Genomic DNA, 16,414 nt, shown 5'->3' with positions numbered 1-16,414 from the left:
GACGGCGAGAAAATGACCATTGCCACCGGCTCCGGCATTCACGGCATGAACACCATCTGCCCGGATTGCTACTGGTGCTGGCGATCATGTCCAATTTGCTGGGCGGCCGGACCGGGCACCGCCGAGCCGCGGCTCGCCGCCAGCTCGGTGAAGAGCCGTTCCCAGATCTCACGCACGGTGCTGATCGAATACCGGCTGCTGTCCGCGCGGGCGGCGGCGCCCATGGCCCGGCGCCCGGCCGGATCCTCGATCAGCCGCATCATGCCCTCGGCCAGCGCGCCGACGTCCTCCGGCGGCACCAGCAGCCCGTTGCGGCCGTGGTCGATGATCTCGCGGGGACCGGTCGGGCAGTCGAACGCGACGGCCGGCACGCCGGCGGTGGCCGCCTCGAGCAGCACCATCGGCAGCCCCTCGAAGCGGGAACTGAGCACGTACCCCGACGCGGCCGCGAGCTCCTCGTCCAGGCGCCGGCTGGGGCCTTCGAGGCGTACCCGGCCGGTCAGGCCCAGCTCCTCGATCTGCGCGGCGAGCTCGGCCCGCTTGGCGCCCCAGCCGAAAATCCGTAACTGCCAGTCCGGGTGCCGGGCCGCGACCGGGGCGTACGCCGGGATCAGCAGGTCGAAGCCCTTCTGCCGGACCAGCCGGCCGGCCGCGACGAGCACCTTGCTCTCCAGCGCGGCCGGCGGCAGCGGCCACGGCGGGATGCCGTTGGGGATCCGCACCACCCGCACCACGCTGTCGCCCAGCGCCGCCCGGTAGGTGTCGCGGTCGTGCTCGGTGAGCACGGCCACGGCGTCGAGTCGCGGATACGCCCGCAGGATCGCCGCCCGCAGCCGCGGCTTGTAGGTCTCCAGGTTCATGTGGTCCTGGGCGATCCGCAGGAGTCGGCGCGGCCCGAACCAGGCCGACAGCAGATTGTGCGCGGGACGCGTCGTGATCAGCACACCGTCCCGGGAGGACCGCAGGTACCGCATGATCGTGAGGTCGACCTGCGGGTCCCACCGGCGGTAGCGGGAGTCGTACCGGTGCGGAAGCGGGTTGCGGAAGCGCCGGGCCTTGTTGAGCAGCCGGCTCTTCTGTCCCGGCCGGTCGCTGCGGCGGTCGCCGGACTCCCGCAGCTCGGTCAGGGGTACCAGCCGGACCCGGGGGTCGAGCGCGAAGACCGTCTCGTCCCCGGTGCGGTACACGCTGGCGATCTCGACCTCGTGCGTGTCGCACAGCGCGTTGGCCTGATTGAAGACGCTGCGGATCGTGCCGCCGCCACCGTAGGCGTTGTGCAGCAGGTACCGGATTTTCACGTCAGCAACGTAGCAACGGTCGCAAAAAGAAGCTGACCCGTCCGCGCGGGGCTCCGTACCGAATCACCGGTATGAACGCTGCGCGGGAGCTGATCGGCGGCCGGTACCGGCTCCTCGAGGTCATCGGCACCGGCGGCATGGGCCGCGTGTGGCTGGCCGACGACGAGCTGCTGCACCGGCCGGTCGCCGTCAAGGAGATCACCACGCCGGCCGGCGGGAGCTCGTCGCAGATGCTCGACGCCCAGCTCACCACGATGCGCGAGGCGCGGGCAGCGGCCCGCCTGGAGCATCCCGGCGTGGTCGGCGTCTACGACGTGGTGTGGCGCCCGGACCGCTCGTGGATCGTCATGGAGTACGTCGAATCCCGGTCCCTGGCCGCCGTGCTGCGCGAGGGCCCGCTACCGCACCGCGAGGCCGCCCGGATCGGCCTCGGAGTGCTGGCCGCCCTGCGGGCCGCGCACGGGGCCGGGGTCCTGCACCGCGACGTCAAGCCGCACAACGTCCTGCTCGCCACCGACGGCCGGGTCGTGCTCACCGATTTCGGCCTGGCCACGATCAGGGGGGCCGAGCCGGGCTCGGAGCCGCTGCTGGGCTCGCCGCACTTCGTCGCTCCCGAGCGGCTGAGCGGCGGCGACGCCGGCGAGGCCGCCGACCTGTGGTCGCTGGGCGCCACGCTCTACGCCGCGGTGGAGGGTCAGGCGCCGTTCCAGCGCTCGACCACGACAGCCTCGCTCACCGCGCTGATGACCGGGCCGCCCGATCCCGCCCGCCGTCCCGGACCGCTGACCCCGATCATCGATCAGCTGCTGGTCAAGGATCCGGCGCTGCGGTTGCCGGCGGCCGAAGCCCAGGCCCTGATGCAGCGGGTGGTGGACCGCGCGGTCGGGGTCTTCCCGATGCGGGTGCCGCGGCAACGCACGCCGGCTCCGGCCGGCACGTCCGCGGTGGGCATGTCCATGCTGCTGGACCGGATGGGCGCCGACCGGCCGGGCCGCGAACGCATCGCCCGCAGCACCAAGGTCGCTCTCGTGGCGGCCGCGGTACTGCTGGTGGGCACCACGGGCACAGCGCTGGCCCTCGACTACCGGCCGGGCGCCGCTCCCGGTGCCGGCCCGGCCACCACCACGGTGGCCGGACCCGTCGCCGTCTGCGCCCCGGGAGGACCGGCTGTCGCCGGCCGCACCCAGGCCCGGGGGTACGCGGTCCCGGCCGGCTGGCTCTGGCACACCGACCCGACGGGTTTCGACGTGGCGGTGCCGCGCGGCTGGACCCGGTCCCAGGACGGCACCGCCGCCTGTTTCCGCGATCCGGGCGGCAGCCGCTCGTTCCGGGTGGACGCCTCGGCCCGGCTGGCCGGCCGGGCCCTCTCCTACTGGCAGACGCAGGAGCAGCACGCGCTGGCCGCCGGGAATCTGCCCGGCTATCAGCGCGTGACGGTGAGCGCGATGCCGCAGCAGCAGGGCGGCGCGTGGGAGTTCAGCTGGCAGCCCGACGGCGAGCCGGTACGCCGGCACGAGCGGCGGGTGCTGCTGGCGATGGGTGACGGGCGCGCGTACCTGGTGGAGTGGACGACGCCCGAGGCCGACTGGGCGGGCACTGAGCCGTACCTGCGGCTGGTCCTCGCCAGCCTCTCCTGAGCCTCGTTCCCGCATGGTGGTACAGGTTTGATCTGTGCCCGGGTGGCCGACCACGATGGGCGCATGCAGCGGCAGGGCATTCCCCTCACGGCCCGCCGGGTGATCGACCTGGCGCGGTGCGCCAGCGCGCGCTGTCCCCGCTGATCTGCGCTTTTCGCGCCCCCTGAGCATCACCTTCCCGGCCTGAGCGCCGGATTCCCGGTTCTTTCCGCGCGTCGTCCGCTCCCGGCCGTACCGTGGCGGTAAACCTATAGAACTGATAGGCAATATATGCAAACCGAGGAGCTGCAGTGACCGTCGTCGACATCGGCCTCGACCATCTCGCCACCGCCACCCGGTACGCCGCCGATCCGGACTCCTGGCCCGTCGCGCCCCGTTTCAACGCGGCCGACCGGTGGTACCACCGGCTGGCCCAGGAACCGGACCATGAGGTGTGGCTGCTGACCTGGCTGCCCGGACAGGGCACCGATCTGCACGACCACGGCGGCTCGGCCGGCGCGTTCTACGTCTGGTCCGGCGCTCTCACCGAGGACACGGTCGCCACCGGTCCGGACGGCTCGCCCCGGATCACCGCCCGCGAGCTGGGCGAAGGCGTCGGCCGCCGGTTCGGCACCCGGCACATCCACCGGATCACCAACCGCTCCGACCGGCCCGCGATCAGCATCCACGCGTACGGCCCGGCCCTGACCACCATGACGCGTTACCGGATCGGTGCTGCCGGGCTGGACATCGTCACCGTCGAGCGGGCCGGAGCCCAGTGGTGAGCACTTCCCTGCTGCGCAGCGCACCGGCCTTCGCCACCGCCCCCGAGGGCGCCCGGAGCATCGACGAGTTGCTGGCCGGCGCCCGGGCCCGGCTGGTCCGGCTCGGGCCGCACGAGACGTACCGGGCCGTGGGCCGCGGCGCCGTGCTCGTGGACATCCGCCCGGCCGCCCAGCGCGCCGAGCACGGCGAGATCCCCGGCGCGGTCGTCATCGAACGCAACGTGCTCGAATGGCGCCTCGACCCCCGCAGCGACGCCCGGCTGTCCTTCACCCGCTACGACCTCGAGGTGATCGTGACCTGCCAGGAGGGCTACACGAGCAGCCTGGCCGCGGCGGCGCTGCACGACCTGGGCCTGCTGCGGGCGACCGACCTCGACGGCGGCTTCAAGGCCTGGCAGGCGGCCGGGCTTCCGACGATCTGAGGACCAGAGGTACGGCTAGCACGGTGTCCCGCCACTGCCCGCCCTCCTAGCGTCGAAGGCATGAAGCGCATCGGCGTCGTACTCCTGTGGATCATCGGGCTCTTCTTCGTGGCCCGGGCGGTGGCGGAACCGTTCGTCATCGACATGACCGACCCGGCGACGTACCGGCTCGACTGGGGCGGCCCGCACCTGGCCGGGGTGCTGGCCGTCCACTGCGGGCCGGGCATCGTGGCGGCGGCGCTGATGGTGCGGTCACTCACCCGGCGGCGCCCCGTGGCCGACCGTACTGTTGGATCATGACCTCACTGCCCGCCGGATTGCTCGACCTGCTCGGCAAGCCCAGCCCGTGCTTCATCGCCACCACCATGCCGGACGGCTCGCCGCAGCTCACCCAGACCTGGGTCGGCACCGACGGCGAGCACATCGTGATCAACACCGTCGAGGGCTACCAGAAGGTCAAAAACATCGAGCGTGATCCCCGGGTCGCCGTGACCGTGGCCGACCCGGACGACGTGTCGAACTACTTCTCCGTCCGCGGCCGGGTCGTCGGCGTCACGCCCCAGGGCGGAGCCGAGCACATCGAGGAGCTGGCCCAGAAGTACGTCGGCGGGCCGTACCCGTGGTTCGGCGGCCGGGACCAGGTGCGGGTCATCCTCACCATCGAGGTCGAGAAGATCGTCCACGCGCCCTGGGGCTGACATCGAGCCGGGGCGGTCCCGCAGGACCACCCCGGCTCGCCCCCGTACGCCAACTCAGACAGTGGCACTCGTGTACTGCTTGCCCTTCTCCGTGACCACCCGGACCGAGGCCACGTCGGCCGGTGCGACCAGCGCGCTGCCGTCGAGCGTGGTGCCCTCGTCCGCGCCCTTCTCGGAGACCACCCAGCTGCCCGCCAGCACCACCGTGCCGTTCCTGGCGACCACCTCGAGCCGGCACCGTTCCCCGGCCGGGATCCCGGCGACCGCCGCCTTGATCCGCACCCAGCCCGGCGCCGGTGCCACCGCGACGGTGATCCGTGCGCCGGTGCCGGCGTCGACCGCGGTCGCGGTCTTCGTCCCGGGAATCGTCGTCTGCTCCGCCTGCGACGGCGTCGGCAACGCCACCGGAGCGCCCGGATCAGCGGTGCCTCGGCCGACCACCACCCCGGATCCGATCGCGGCGGCGACGACCACGGCCGCGGCGGCACTCACCAGCGCCGTCCGCCGATGACGCCTCCCGGCCGACTCGTCCCGGATCTGCCTCAGCGTGCGCTGCAGCAGCAGGTCACCGCCCTCGGGCGGCCCGTCCAGCAGCATCGCCTCGGGCACGGCCTCGAGTGCCATCGTCCACTCCCGCAGTGATTCCACCTCGGCGCGGCATTCGGCGCAGCCGGCGAGATGGTCCTCGACCAGGCGTTCCTGCTCCGCGTCGAGCGACTTCGTCAGATAGCCGGCGAGGTCCACGTGATTCGTCTTCATGAGGCAGACCGTTCCGTTCCGGCTGCGCTCAGCGACCGGAGCTCGCGTAGTGCCCGCAGGGCATAGAAGGAGCGCGACTTGACCGTGCCGGGCGGGATGCCCAGCGCCTTCGCCGCTTCCGCGACCGTGCTGCCGAGCAGGTAGACCTGCTCCAGCACCTCGCGGTGCTCGGCCGAGAGCCGGCTGAGCGCATCGATGACCACCACCGAGTTGACCACCTGCTCCGCGTGGTCGCCGGACACCGCGACCTCGACCGGCGACTCGCGCACCTCGGGAGCGCGGGCGTTACGGGCGCGGATCTGATCGGTGACGATGTTGCGGACCACGGTGAGCAGCCAGCCGCGTACCGAGCCCTTGCCGTTGACCAGGCTGTCCGGATGTCGCCAGGCGCGGACCAGGGCCTCCTGGACCACGTCCTCGGCGGCGGCCCGGTCCCGGGTCAGCTGCGTCGCGTACGCGAGCATCGCCGCCCCGTGTTCCGAGAACAACGATCTGACCAGTGCTTCATCGGCCACCTCCCGGCGACGTTGGAGCCTCAACCCCGGCATCTCTTCCCTCCGGTGACGGCGGTGACCACGCCGAGGCCGGCCGGACGGAGCGCGTGTCCGGCCACCCTCGACCCCCGTTTCGTCGGTCTGACTCCCCTCACACGTACCGGCGGGCCGATCTGGTTCAGCTGAATTTCCGGCTGAACCGGATCGGCGTCGCAGTCGTGTGGATGGCGTACCGGCTCACCCACAGGGGGAATCATGAAGCGCAGCCGTTCCACCATCGCCATCCTGGCGCTGACCAGTGCCTTCGGCCTCGCCGCCTGCGCGCCGGCCGGCACCACCCCGACGGAGGTGCGATTCGTCGCCGCGGAGGGCGAGACGCCGGCCGCGCCGGCCGTGCCGCCCGAGCCGAGCACGCCGCCGGAGCAGGCCGAGCTGGCCGCCGAGGAGACCCCGGACCGGAAGGCGGAGCCGATCCCCGAGCCGACCGTCGCGAAGACCCAGAAGTGGGTCAAGATCTTCAGCGGCGCGTCCGACAAGGACATCACCCCGCCCAGGAGCATCCGTAAGGGCAGCAAGACCGTCGAGCTCAACACGGCGGAGAACCCGGTCATCGGCACCTACGTCACCGACGGCGCCGGGCGCACGCTCTACCGCTTCGACGAGGACAGCAACAAGCCGCCGAAGGCGACCTGCAACGGCGACTGCGCCAAGGCCTGGCCGCCGCTGCTGATCAAGTCGCCCGGCAAGATCTTCCCCAAGGGCATCAACCCCAAGATCCTGGGGTACGTCGAGCGCGCCGACGGCACCTGCCAGGTCACCATCAACGGCTGGCCGGTGTACTACTTCGCCAAGGACGCCGAGCCGGGCGACATCCTGGGTCAGGGCGTCAACGGCACGTGGTTCGCGGTCGACCCCAAGGGCGGCAAGACCGGAGCGCTGCCCGAGTCGGCCGGCGGGACCGGTGGCACGGACGGTTCGACGGAGCGGGGTTCCGGTGGCGACGCTCCCGCCGATCCGGGCTACTGACAGCTGCGACCGGCGTTGAGGCACCGTACGACCTCGTTCATCAGGGCATCCGGCATCAGATTGACGAAGAACGCGTGATCGGTGAGCGGGCTGTGCCGCTGCGCGTCGAACGAGTCGATCCGGTACCGGGTGCCCGGTGCGATGTCGTAGGCGACGACGATCCGCAGCCGCGGCACGGCGAAGGTCGAGATCGGACAGCCGCCGCCGGGGGCGATGAACACGAGCTGCTGGCGGTGGTCGTTGCTGTCCACCCGCCGGCCGTCCCAGCAGCTCGGGAAGTCGAAGACCCGCAGCACCTGCTCACCGCGGGGACAGACCACGTACCGCAGACTGCGGCGCTCGGGACTGCCGGAACAGCTCCAGACCGGGGCGGCCCGGGCGCCGCCGTTCGTCATCGCGTACGCGTCCCCGACGGCCCCGCGCAGCAGCCACGGCATCGCCACCACCGGCCCCCGCGGGTTGCCGAGGAAGGTGAAGCTGACCCGGACCGGCACCTGCACCGCCCCGCCGTGCGGCCCGTCCTCGCGGCCGAAGGTGCGCAGCACCGGCCAGTAGTAGGTCGACTCGTCGCGGTTGGCGCAGGTGGTGCCGCCACCGGCGAGGCTCTTGACCGTACTGCCGACGTCGACGGACCGGTTGCCGAAGAAGTCGTGCAGATGGTGCACCGGTCCGGCCTTGCCGGGGGTCACGACGATGTTGCTGCTGTTGCGGTGCCCGTGCTCGTTGCGCCCGCAGTCCCAGGTGTACGAGCCGGTGCCCGCCTCCACGGGTAGGGCGGCGACCTCGTTGATCTCCACATAGTCCGCACCCAGCGAGGGCTGGCGCAGCGTGCCGGCGGTGACGGCGCCCGCGGCGAGCAGCAGCTCGACGGCCAGGGCCCACATGGCAGCCCTGCGCCGACCTCTCGCGGCGTACGCCATACCGTCACCTTACGCAAACATCCCGCCACCGCCGCTGGCACAAACAGGACAGTGCAGGCAAAGTGCTCGACTTCGGCCGACATCGGCGTACCCGAATGCAGGCCTATCGGTCCGGTGGATTTACTAACGCCCGGAACGGCTGATACTGGGCAGATGGCCGACTGGATCTCGGGGGACCGGCGGTTGCCGGTGCCGGTGACCGTGTACGGGCCGCTCCACCTGCTCGCCCTGCAGGTGCACCGGATGGCGAACGAGGGCCGGGCCCACGAAGCGGTCACCGCGGCCGACGCCTTCCTGATGGTCGCCCGGGAGGTCCGCGACGACCGAACGGCCCGGTTCCTGATCCAGGGCAAGATGTACGCCCTGCTCGCCATGGGCCGGCTCGTCGAGGGCACGGCCCTGGGCGAGGAGCTCCTGCGTACGGCCGGATCCCTGCTCAGCGAGGCGAAGGCGCGCTGCGACCTGGCCCAGCTGCACCTGCTGCGCGGCCACTACGTCGACTGCATGCAGCACCTGGCCCGCGCCGGCGCCCTGCTGAACGCGGGACCCGCGGGCACGGACCGGCACCGCTCGGCGATGTGCTCGTTCGCCGAGGCAGCCACCGCCGCGGAGATGTACGAGACGGCGGCCATGGCGTACGACCAGCTGTGCGCCTCCGACGCGCCGAACCGCTCGACGTCGTTCGACCTGGTGCACGCCGTGACGCTGCTCTACTGGGGACTGCGGCTGTCCCACGTCGGCCGGGCCGAGGAGGCCCGCAGCCGGCTGCGCCGCAGCGCCGAGATCACCCGGCTCCGCCTGGACACCCAGCCGGACGTGCACACGACAGCCGTGCACGCGCTGGCCCTGGCCAAACTCGGCGAGACCACTGTGGCCGAGAAGCTGGCCCGCGAGGCGATCATGCCGCTGCGCGGCGGCGGCACCTACCAGTACGCCCGGATGGCCCACCTGGCGCTGGGCATCAGCCTGCGGGCGCACGGATTCCCGCACGAGGCCCGCCGCGAGTTCATCGCGGCCCGCGAGCTCAGCGAACACGGCTCTCGCCCCGACGAACGACCGATCATCCGCTTCGAGCTGGCCCTGACCGCCCTGGAGATCGAGGACTGCCAGTCCAGCCGGGACCTGTTCGAGACGGTCGAGGGCCAGATGCGCGAGCTGTGGCGGCTGCGGCTGCAACGCCTGGCGATGCTGCGGCAGGCCGGCCAGCGCGAAGAGGCCGAGACAGCCCGGGCCCGGGCGGAACGCGAGATCCTGCTCGACCCGCTGACCGGGCTGGGCAACCGGCGCCAGTTCGACCTGCTGATCGAGGACGTGGACCGGGTGGCGGGGGCGCGGCCGCTGACGGTGCTGCTCATCGACCTGGACCATTTCAAGGCGGTGAACGACGCGTACTCGCACAGCGCGGGCGACCGCGCCCTGCGCGAGGTGGCGACGATCCTGCGCGCCCACTGCCGCACCGGCGACGAAGCGGTCCGGTACGCGGGCGACGAGTTCGTGGTCTTCCTGCAGGGCGACGGCACGACGGGCCGCGAGGTGGCGGAACGCATCCGCACAGCGGTGGCCGCGGCGACGATCCTGCCGGAGGTCCGCCTGACGGTGAGCGTGGGCGTGGCGACCTGGTCCCCGGGCATGACGGGCGACGCCCTCTTCCGAGCAGCCGACGACCGCCTGTACGCAGCCAAATGGAGCGGCCGCAACACCACCGCCGCCTGACCGGATGCCAAGATTCGTGGGTGCAGCCCAAGGGACAGCAGGTTCGGATCGTTCATCTTTCGGGGCCGGTTTTCGCGGCGCTGGCCGCCGGTGATCTCGAGGCGGCGGAGGCCGTCAGTCCTGTGCCGCTCTCGGAGTATCTGGCCGGGCCGGAGAACCGCAGCGTGTGGGAGCGGCGCCGGGCCCAGGTCGAGCAGGATCCCGCCGAGGCCGGGTGGGTCACCGGCGTCGTCTGGGACGAGCGGCGGCAGGTCGCGGTCGGGCGGGCCGGTTTCCACTCCCGGCCCGATGCCGCCGGCCTGGTCGAGATCGGTTACGCCGTTGATCCCGCGTACCGGCGGCAGGGTTACGCCCGCGCCGCGTTCGAGGCGCTGCTGGCCCGGGCCGCCGCCGACCCCGGCGTCCGGACCGTGCGGGTGACGATCAGCCCGGACAACGTCGCTTCGGCCGGTCTCGTCGCGCAGTACGGCTTCACCGAGGTCGGCGAGCAGTGGGACGACGAGGACGGCCTCGAGATCATCTACGAGAAGGCCGCCCGCTGAGCGTTCGCGCCCTACGCGGGGGTGTACGTGAGGTGGTAGCCGAAAGCCAGCAGAGCGCCGAACAGCGGCAGGCTCGCCCCCCAGCTCAGCAGGGCCGCCAACCGTGCCTCGCGGAACCGGTGCAGCATGGCCGCCAGCAGTGCCAGCAGGAGCGGGACAGCCAGCAGCGCGGTCGCGATCACGGCTCCCGTCCCGTTGTCGGCCAGGCCGTCGATCCAGTCGCTTTCCACGGCGGCGGCCATCCAGAAGAACCATGCCACGACGACCAGGATTGCTGTCGCCCACCGGAAGACGGAGGCTCCTACGCGCAGCGGGCTGGAACTCTCGGCCATGTCGGGATCGTGCCACATCGGGGCCGGAGCTACGCGCTCAGATGTTGACGCCGTCGGCGGGCAGGCCGGCCGGGATCGCCGCTGCCGGGTGTAGCGGTTGGTCTCGAGCGCGTTCATCGGGTTGCCGTGGCCGATGAACGCGGCCGGCATCGTGGTCATCGTTGCAGCTTAAACCTTTACCGCGGGTAGACGACCCCGGAGCGGCCGCTGTACGGGTGCCGGGCGCCGTCCAGCTCGTGCCCGGTGTTGGGCGCGTCCAGCCACACGATGTAGGGCACGCCCTTCTGGAGTCCGGTGATCGTGGCCGTGACTGTGCAGCCCGTGCCCGCGGGCACCTGCTGCCAGGTGTAGGCCGGTTGGTTGCCGGTGATCAGCGGCTGCTTGACCGCGGTGATCCGGTAGTCGGAGTCGTACTGGCGGGGCCAGGTCACGGTGAGCCGCCCGGCGCCCGGCACGACCTCGATCGGGATCAGCGGCGGGTTGACGGTCCAGTCCTCGGCGCAGCCCGGGTGGACCGGCAGGAAGGACACCGGCGGCAGGACCGGCGGCCGGGAAGCGGCCGGCGACGCCACCGGGCTGGGCGTGGCGCTGCCGGTGGCCACCACCAGCCAGTCGCCACCGCCGGCGATCGGGGTGGCGCTCGCGGCCGCGCCGGGGGTGCCCGCCGACGAGCCGAGCATGCCGCAGCCGCCGAGGGCGATCGGCAGGGCCAGCAGCGGGAGCACGAGTTTTCTGAGCCGCATGCACTTTGCTTCGGCCCCGATCAGGAATGGCTTAGCGGAGGAGCAAAAGACCACCCGGCCGCCAGCAGGTCGTCGCAGGCGGCGACCGCGGCCCGCAGCCGGGCGGCATGACATCCGGTCAACACCCGTGACGGTACGCCGCGAGCAGCCAGTTCACGCTCGAAGCGGGCGGTCATCCACGCCCGTACCGCCTCGCCGTCGCGGAGCCCGTCGTCGACGAACGGCACGCCCTCGTGGTGGGTGAGCAGGTACAGGTCGGGTGCCCGTACGCGTTCCGCCACGCCCGGTGAGGTCGTCCAGGCCCCGCCGTCCCCGCCCAGATAGCGCTCCTCCCAGATCGTCGTGGCCAGGGCGTCGGTGTCGCCGAAGAGGATCGGCGCGCCGTCGCGGGCCGCGCTGTCCTCGGCGGCGTTCTGCTCGGTGGCGACCGTCACGAAGTCGTCCCGGTCCCAGGTCACGTCCTCCACGACCGCGCCGGGCCGGGTCCGGCGCAGGGCGTCGAGCTTGCGGGCGGTCAGCTCGCGGCCGAACTCGGGCACCCAGCGGGTCCGCGCCCACACCCCGCCGCGGGTGCGGTAGTGCCGGGCCAGGGCCCGGGCCATCGTCGTGGTCCCGGTGGACTCGGCGCCGACGACGATCACCCGGCGGGTCAGCCAGGCACGCACCCCGGGACCGAGCAGGTCCCAGAACGCGACCGGATCGGCCCGCACCGCCGTTCCGGACACCGGTGTCTTGATCCGCTCGGGGTCGACCGTGACCGCCTGGGCGCCGAACCGCCGGGCCAGCTCCTCGCCGTACGCCTCGGAGGAGAAGACGGCATCCACTCTGTCCGGGCCGGCGGCCGCCCGGAAGACGGCCGTGTGCAGCTCCCAGGCCCGAGGATCGGCGTAGTCGACCGGGTGGTCGTCGTGGACGCCGACGAAGCGGACGTGCGCCGGGTGGGCCTCGCGCAGCCAGGCCAGACGGAGCTCCAGCGGTACGGACTCCCGCGAGCTGGGCGCGACCACGACGGTGACCCGGTCGCAGGCGGCTGCGGCGGCGTCGATCAGCTCGTGGTGCCCGGCGTGCGGCGGGTAGAACTTGCCCACGATGAGGCCGTGTCCCCACCTCATGCGGCCACCGTGTGCTGGGTGCGCAGCGCCGCCCGCCACGCGCGCAGGCCCAGGACGCACAGGACCAGGAACGCCACGTACAGCAGAGCCGTCAGCCAGAGGTCCTTGTAGCCGTACAGCGGGATGTAGATCAGGTCGGCCGCGATCCAGAGCCACCAGCTCTCCACCAGCTTGCGGGTCTGGCCGTAGGTGGCCAGCAGCGACAGCGCCGTGGTGAGCGCGTCGGCCAGCGGCACGGTCGAGCTGGTCAGGCGGTCGAGGAAGAGCCAGAGACCGCCGGTGAGCAGCACACCGGCGACCGCGAGAGCGGCCCACTCGGCCCGGGTGGTGGTGCGTACGGTCAGCGGCGTGCGGCGGGCCCCGCCGTAGAGCCAGGCCCACCAGCCGTACGCGCCGAGCACCACGTAGACGATCTGCAGGCCGGCGTCGGCGTAGAGACCGGCGGACCAGAAGACCAGCATGAGCAGCAACACGTTCAGGATGCCCACCGGCCAGTTGAGGATGTGCCGGCGCACCAGCAGCCCCACGTTCACCAGGCCGGTGCCGAAGCCGAGCACCTCGGCCCAGGTCGTGCCGACCCCGAAGGCGGTGAACGCGACGCCGGAGAGCCAATCGATCATCGGGTCAGCATCGCACCCGGCATCGGTGGTGTCAGGCCCGGAACAGCTGGTGCCCGGCCATCTCCAGGGCGTCCTCGGCCACCGTCACCGGCGTCCGCAGGCCCGTGTCGTCGCGCAGCACCAGTCCCGCCCCCTCGGGTCGGTAGGTGCCCTTGGCGGGCCGCCGCCGGCCCGCGACCTGACCCAGGTACGACCAGTCGGCACCGAGCCGCAGCCGTACCGCCTTGTCGGCGCTGAGCCAAAACCCGGCCAGTACCTCCGCATCGCCGGCGGCGGCCGGGACGGGCGTTGCCAGCTGCTCGGGGGCGACGCCGCCGAGCGCCAGCGTGAGCAGCGACGTCGCACCGAAAATGGTCGTGTCTACGCGGGGATTTCGCATGGCTGCTCCGGGGGGACGGCGCGGGGTGGGCCCCTAGCATCGGCACGACCCGCGTCCCGGTTGAGCGTTTCAGGGCGTGATCGCGTCCACCCGGTTGGTCCACAGCCAGCCGGACCAGCCCGCGGGCACCTCGGCCAGGTCGGCCGGCCGGTCGAAGCCCGCCGACCAGGGTCCCTCCCCGGCCACCAGCACCACCCGGGTGTCGGCGGCCCGCATCCGGTCGACGAACAGGTTCGGCCAGCCCCACAGCAGGCGCCCGTAGCGTTGCGGCAGGTGCAGCTCGGTGTGCCGGCAGGCGGCGGGAACGTGGCCGGTCCAGCCGGTGGCGAGGTAGCGCACCAGGCAGTCCTTCATGATCTTCTTCGAGGTGGCACGGATCCCGGGCAGCCGGTCGGCGACCGCGGCGACCGAGGCGTCACCGCCGTACACGCCGATGGTCTTCAGCCGTTCGGCGGGCAGAGTGGCCAGGTACGCGGCCAGTCGTCCGCCCTCGGCCGGGTCGTCGTTCTTGAGGTCGACGAGCAACTCCCGCTCCGGAAAGGCGGCGACGACCTGCTCCAGCGTGGGCAGCAAACCGCGTCCCCGGCCGCGCAGCGGGTACGTGGCGCCGCCGTCGGCCGTGTAGCCGTACCCGAGGTCGAGCCGGCGCAGCTCGGCCAGCGTGCGCTCGCGCACCCGGCCGGTGCCGTCGGTGCGGCACTCGAGTGTCGCGTCGTGGAACACGGCGAGCTGGTCGTCGGCGGTGACCTGGACGTCGACCTCCAGCATGCCGGCGCCCGCGGCGAAGGCGGCCCGCATCGACGGCAACGTGTTCTCCAGGTAGCTGTGGTCCGGCGGATGGACGCGGCTCGCGGTGCAGGTGTCGTTCTCCACCCCGTCCAGCGGGAAGGTCTGGGCGATGCCCCGGTGCGCCAGCAACAGCGGACGTCCGTCGCCGCCACCCCACAGCGCCGAGCTGTTGCCCACCCAGAGCCCGGCGGCGATCAGCCGGACGACACCGAGGGTGAGCCAGAGCCGGCGGAACCGGCGCACGCGTTTGTCGTGGGACATCCGGGCAGCCTCGCAGCCGGCCACGCGTGCCGGAACCGGCGAAGGACGTAGCCGGACTACGTCCTTAGGACAGGTCCCGGGCGAGCAGGGCGGCCTGGGTGCGGCTGGTCACGGACAGCTTGGCCAGCAGGTTGCTCACGTGGGCCTTGACCGTGCGTTCGGCCAGGGCCAGGTCCCGGGCGATGTCCTGATTGGTCAGTCCCCGTCCGAGCAGCGTGAGCACCTCCCGCTCACGCCCGGTCAGGGTCCGCAGCCGCTGCTCGGTGTCGGCCGGCCGCGCACCGGTGGCCGCGGGCCAGAGCAGCTCGGCGGCGGAGGCGCTCAGCGCGGTCACCCCGGCGTGCGCGCCGCGGACGGCGGCGGCGAGCTCGCTGCCACTGGCGTCCTTGAGCACGAAGCCGTCGGCCCCGGCGGCCAGCGCCCGCTGGATGTCCGACGCCCGGCCGACCGTGGTGAGCATCAGCACCTTCGCCGGCACCTCGGGCCGACGCGAGCGCAGGTGGCTAAGCACCCGCACCCCGTCGGCACCGGGCAGATAGAGATCCAGCAGGACGACGTCGGCGGCGAGCGGGTCGCGGGCCAGCAGCTCCAGCAGGGCGGCGCCGTCCGGCAGCTCGGCCACCACCTCCAGGTCCGGCTGCGCCCCCAGGATCAGGCTGAGCCCTTCCCGGACCAGCGCCTGGTCGTCGACGACGGCAAGCCGGATCATCCGGCCATGGTATGCAGTGGCATGGTGTTCACGGCCACGACCGGCACGCTGCGCTCAGCGGCGGTCCGCCGGCTGCGGGGTCACTGGCAGCCGCTGGTGGATCTCGGGCTGGCCGCCGCGACCGCCCTGCTCTTCGTCCTGTCCGGCACCATCGTCGCCACGCCGCTCGCGGTGGCCCAGCTCGTGCCGCTGGTCTGGCGGCGTCGCTTCCCGGCCGCGGTACTCATCGTCGTCGGCTGCGCGACCGCCGCGCACACCACCCTCGGCATGGCCCGCGCGGTCGGTTTCTTCCCCGCGACGATCGCGCTCTACACCGCGGCCACGCACCGGTCACCGCGGATCCGGTGGGTGCTGTGCCCGGCGGTCGGCCTGATCATGGCGGCGGCCAGCGCGGTCCGGCACGGTCCGGTCGAGGGCCTGCTGATGGCCGTCGTCACGGTGACGGTGGCCTGGCTGGCCGGGGTGGAACGCAGCCAGCACCTCCGCCAGCGCGCCGAGGCGGAACGGCAGCGGGCGGAGGCGACACACCTGCGGCTGGAACGCCGGATCGCCGACCAGGCGACCGCGGCCGCCGAGGACAGGGAACGCCTGGCCCGCCGGGTGCACGACACGCTGGCCCACACGGTGACCGTGATGCTGCTGCAGACCGAGGCGCTGAAGGCCACCACGTCACTCGGCCCCGCGGCCGGGGACCGCCTGGACGTGGTGCTGCGCGCGGGCCGGGAGGCGCTCGCCGAGGTGCGGGCCGCGCTGGCCGACGCCGACGAGCCGGACTCCGCGGTCCTGCTGGCGACCCGGCTGCAGACACTGCAGGCGGCCGGCCTGCGACTGGCGGGCGACCCGCCGGATCTGCGCAGGGAGCTGGCGGCCCCGGTGCGGGCGGTCGCCGACCGGCTGATCGGGGAGGCGGCGACGAACGCACTTCGTCACGACGGACCCGGCGCCCTGCTCACGATCACGACCGGGCGCGGCGAGCACACGCTGATCCTGCGGATCACCAGTGAGCCCGCGGACCCGTCGCGGGACGGTCGCGGGCCGGACGGCGGCGGCTTCGGGCTGCTCAGCCTGGCCGAGGACCTCACCGGGTACGGCGGGAAGCTGGTGCACGGCCCGCTCGCCCCGGCCGGCTGGCGGATCGAGGCGTCGTTCCCGCTGCCGGCGCGGGCTGCTGTTGCCGTACCGCCCGGCCGCTGAGC

20 protein-coding genes are annotated in these 16,414 nt (G+C 72.7%); 9 read left to right on the top strand and 11 right to left on the bottom strand.

The window, feature by feature from the left end:
* Window positions 1-68: 68 nt before the first annotated feature.
* Window positions 69-1,298, bottom strand: coding sequence for a glycosyltransferase family 4 protein (locus Aau02nite_RS26935; protein WP_246595460.1), 1,230 nt, complete (start codon window positions 1,296-1,298; stop codon window positions 69-71).
* Between the two features lie 71 nt (window positions 1,299-1,369).
* On the opposite strand from Aau02nite_RS26935, the gene Aau02nite_RS26930 reads away from it, so the two are divergent.
* From Aau02nite_RS26930 to Aau02nite_RS26910, 5 genes are all read left to right on the top strand, one after another.
* Window positions 1,370-2,935: a serine/threonine-protein kinase gene (locus tag Aau02nite_RS26930; protein ID WP_212991365.1), complete on the top strand. Its 1,566-nt coding sequence runs from the start codon at window positions 1,370-1,372 to the stop codon at window positions 2,933-2,935.
* Between the two features lie 290 nt (window positions 2,936-3,225).
* The gene (locus Aau02nite_RS26925) at window positions 3,226-3,699 is read left to right on the top strand and encodes a cysteine dioxygenase (RefSeq protein ID WP_212991364.1); all 474 of its coding nucleotides are present in this window, start codon (window positions 3,226-3,228) and stop codon (window positions 3,697-3,699) included.
* Between the two features lie 11 nt (window positions 3,700-3,710).
* Entirely contained in the window at window positions 3,711-4,121 is a 411-nt protein-coding gene (locus tag Aau02nite_RS26920) for a rhodanese-like domain-containing protein (protein ID WP_212991439.1), read from the top strand.
* Between the two features lie 60 nt (window positions 4,122-4,181).
* Window positions 4,182-4,421, top strand: a complete 240-nt coding sequence (locus Aau02nite_RS26915) for a hypothetical protein (protein ID WP_212991363.1) — start codon at window positions 4,182-4,184, stop codon at window positions 4,419-4,421.
* Window positions 4,418-4,819: a PPOX class F420-dependent oxidoreductase gene (locus Aau02nite_RS26910; protein WP_212991362.1), complete on the top strand. Its 402-nt coding sequence runs from the start codon at window positions 4,418-4,420 to the stop codon at window positions 4,817-4,819. The genes Aau02nite_RS26915 and Aau02nite_RS26910 overlap by 4 nt, the downstream gene beginning before the upstream one ends.
* Before the next feature lie 54 nt (window positions 4,820-4,873).
* Here the strand turns inward: Aau02nite_RS26910 and Aau02nite_RS26905 are convergent, their stop codons facing one another.
* Window positions 4,874-5,578: an anti-sigma factor family protein gene (locus Aau02nite_RS26905; RefSeq protein WP_246595458.1), complete on the bottom strand. Its 705-nt coding sequence runs from the start codon at window positions 5,576-5,578 to the stop codon at window positions 4,874-4,876.
* Window positions 5,575-6,078, bottom strand: a complete 504-nt coding sequence (locus Aau02nite_RS26900; protein WP_212991437.1) for a sigma-70 family RNA polymerase sigma factor — start codon at window positions 6,076-6,078, stop codon at window positions 5,575-5,577. The genes Aau02nite_RS26905 and Aau02nite_RS26900 overlap by 4 nt, the downstream gene beginning before the upstream one ends.
* A 249-nt stretch (window positions 6,079-6,327) precedes the next feature.
* Here Aau02nite_RS26900 and Aau02nite_RS26895 point away from each other — a divergent pair, with 249 nt between their 5' ends.
* Window positions 6,328-7,098 carry a COG4315 family predicted lipoprotein gene (locus Aau02nite_RS26895; protein ID WP_212991361.1) on the top strand — a complete coding sequence of 257 codons (771 nt, stop codon included), beginning with the start codon at window positions 6,328-6,330 and terminating at the stop codon, window positions 7,096-7,098.
* Here the strand turns inward: Aau02nite_RS26895 and Aau02nite_RS26890 are convergent.
* Window positions 7,092-8,018, bottom strand: a complete 927-nt coding sequence (locus tag Aau02nite_RS26890; protein WP_212991360.1) for a DUF1996 domain-containing protein — start codon at window positions 8,016-8,018, stop codon at window positions 7,092-7,094. The genes Aau02nite_RS26895 and Aau02nite_RS26890 overlap by 7 nt on opposite strands.
* Window positions 8,019-8,171: 153 nt before the next feature.
* Between Aau02nite_RS26890 and Aau02nite_RS26885 the strand changes: the two genes are divergently transcribed.
* Window positions 8,172-9,731: a GGDEF domain-containing protein gene (locus Aau02nite_RS26885; protein ID WP_246595457.1), complete on the top strand. Its 1,560-nt coding sequence runs from the start codon at window positions 8,172-8,174 to the stop codon at window positions 9,729-9,731.
* A 20-nt stretch (window positions 9,732-9,751) separates the two neighbouring features.
* Window positions 9,752-10,273, top strand: a complete 522-nt coding sequence (locus Aau02nite_RS26880; RefSeq protein WP_246595456.1) for a GNAT family N-acetyltransferase — start codon at window positions 9,752-9,754, stop codon at window positions 10,271-10,273.
* A gap of 11 nt (window positions 10,274-10,284) precedes the next feature.
* Here Aau02nite_RS26880 and Aau02nite_RS26875 read toward each other — a convergent pair whose 3' ends face one another.
* The 7 genes from Aau02nite_RS26875 to Aau02nite_RS26845 form a co-directional block, all read right to left on the bottom strand.
* Complete coding sequence (locus Aau02nite_RS26875; protein WP_212991358.1) at window positions 10,285-10,764, bottom strand: hypothetical protein; 480 nt, start codon at window positions 10,762-10,764, stop codon at window positions 10,285-10,287.
* Between the two features lie 17 nt (window positions 10,765-10,781).
* The gene (locus Aau02nite_RS26870; protein WP_212991357.1) at window positions 10,782-11,348 is read right to left on the bottom strand and encodes a hypothetical protein; all 567 of its coding nucleotides are present in this window, start codon (window positions 11,346-11,348) and stop codon (window positions 10,782-10,784) included.
* Window positions 11,349-11,368: 20 nt separating this feature from the next.
* Window positions 11,369-12,460 (bottom strand): AAA family ATPase, encoded by a 1,092-nt coding sequence (locus Aau02nite_RS26865; protein WP_212991356.1) that lies wholly within the window; start codon window positions 12,458-12,460, stop codon window positions 11,369-11,371.
* Complete coding sequence (pnuC, locus tag Aau02nite_RS26860) at window positions 12,457-13,080, bottom strand: nicotinamide riboside transporter PnuC (protein WP_212991355.1); 624 nt, start codon at window positions 13,078-13,080, stop codon at window positions 12,457-12,459. The genes Aau02nite_RS26865 and pnuC overlap by 4 nt, the downstream gene beginning before the upstream one ends.
* 31 nt (window positions 13,081-13,111) lie before the next feature.
* Entirely contained in the window at window positions 13,112-13,459 is a 348-nt protein-coding gene (locus tag Aau02nite_RS26855; protein ID WP_212991354.1) for a hypothetical protein, read from the bottom strand.
* Between the two features lie 69 nt (window positions 13,460-13,528).
* On the bottom strand, window positions 13,529-14,509 hold the full coding sequence (locus Aau02nite_RS26850) for a glycerophosphodiester phosphodiesterase family protein (RefSeq protein WP_212991353.1): 981 nt from the start codon (window positions 14,507-14,509) through the stop codon (window positions 13,529-13,531).
* 64 nt (window positions 14,510-14,573) lie between these two features.
* Entirely contained in the window at window positions 14,574-15,218 is a 645-nt protein-coding gene (locus Aau02nite_RS26845) for a response regulator (protein WP_212991352.1), read from the bottom strand.
* A gap of 21 nt (window positions 15,219-15,239) precedes the next feature.
* Between Aau02nite_RS26845 and Aau02nite_RS26840 the strand changes: the two genes are divergently transcribed.
* Window positions 15,240-16,412, top strand: coding sequence for a sensor histidine kinase (locus Aau02nite_RS26840; protein WP_212991351.1), 1,173 nt, complete (start codon window positions 15,240-15,242; stop codon window positions 16,410-16,412).
* Window positions 16,413-16,414 lie beyond the last annotated feature (2 nt).

Source organism: Actinoplanes auranticolor (genome assembly GCF_018332655.1).
GTDB classification, from domain to species: domain Bacteria; phylum Actinomycetota; class Actinomycetes; order Mycobacteriales; family Micromonosporaceae; genus Actinoplanes; species Actinoplanes auranticolor.
This window is presented reverse-complemented; position numbering and strand designations above follow the sequence as displayed.

Bases quoted from the DNA above. Each gene is read 5' to 3' on its own strand.
- Aau02nite_RS26930 (WP_212991365.1), top strand. From the start codon at position 1,370: ATGAACGCTGCGCGGGAGCTGATCGGCGGCCGGTACCGGCTCCTCGAG.
- Aau02nite_RS26915 (WP_212991363.1), top strand. From the start codon at position 4,182: ATGAAGCGCATCGGCGTCGTACTCCTGTGGATCATCGGGCTCTTCTTC.
- Aau02nite_RS26910 (WP_212991362.1), top strand. From the start codon at position 4,418: ATGACCTCACTGCCCGCCGGATTGCTCGACCTGCTCGGCAAGCCCAGC.
- Aau02nite_RS26905 (WP_246595458.1), bottom strand. From the start codon at position 5,578: ATGAAGACGAATCACGTGGACCTCGCCGGCTATCTGACGAAGTCGCTC.
- Aau02nite_RS26895 (WP_212991361.1), top strand. From the start codon at position 6,328: ATGAAGCGCAGCCGTTCCACCATCGCCATCCTGGCGCTGACCAGTGCC.
- Aau02nite_RS26890 (WP_212991360.1), bottom strand. From the start codon at position 8,018: ATGGCGTACGCCGCGAGAGGTCGGCGCAGGGCTGCCATGTGGGCCCTG.
- Aau02nite_RS26885 (WP_246595457.1), top strand. From the start codon at position 8,172: ATGGCCGACTGGATCTCGGGGGACCGGCGGTTGCCGGTGCCGGTGACC.
- Aau02nite_RS26875 (WP_212991358.1), bottom strand. From the start codon at position 10,764: ATGACCACGATGCCGGCCGCGTTCATCGGCCACGGCAACCCGATGAAC.
- Aau02nite_RS26870 (WP_212991357.1), bottom strand. From the start codon at position 11,348: ATGCGGCTCAGAAAACTCGTGCTCCCGCTGCTGGCCCTGCCGATCGCC.
- Aau02nite_RS26865 (WP_212991356.1), bottom strand. From the start codon at position 12,460: ATGAGGTGGGGACACGGCCTCATCGTGGGCAAGTTCTACCCGCCGCAC.
- pnuC (WP_212991355.1), bottom strand. From the start codon at position 13,080: ATGATCGATTGGCTCTCCGGCGTCGCGTTCACCGCCTTCGGGGTCGGC.
- Aau02nite_RS26855 (WP_212991354.1), bottom strand. From the start codon at position 13,459: ATGCGAAATCCCCGCGTAGACACGACCATTTTCGGTGCGACGTCGCTG.
- Aau02nite_RS26850 (WP_212991353.1), bottom strand. From the start codon at position 14,509: ATGTCCCACGACAAACGCGTGCGCCGGTTCCGCCGGCTCTGGCTCACC.
- Aau02nite_RS26845 (WP_212991352.1), bottom strand. From the start codon at position 15,218: ATGATCCGGCTTGCCGTCGTCGACGACCAGGCGCTGGTCCGGGAAGGG.
- Aau02nite_RS26840 (WP_212991351.1), top strand. From the start codon at position 15,240: ATGGTGTTCACGGCCACGACCGGCACGCTGCGCTCAGCGGCGGTCCGC.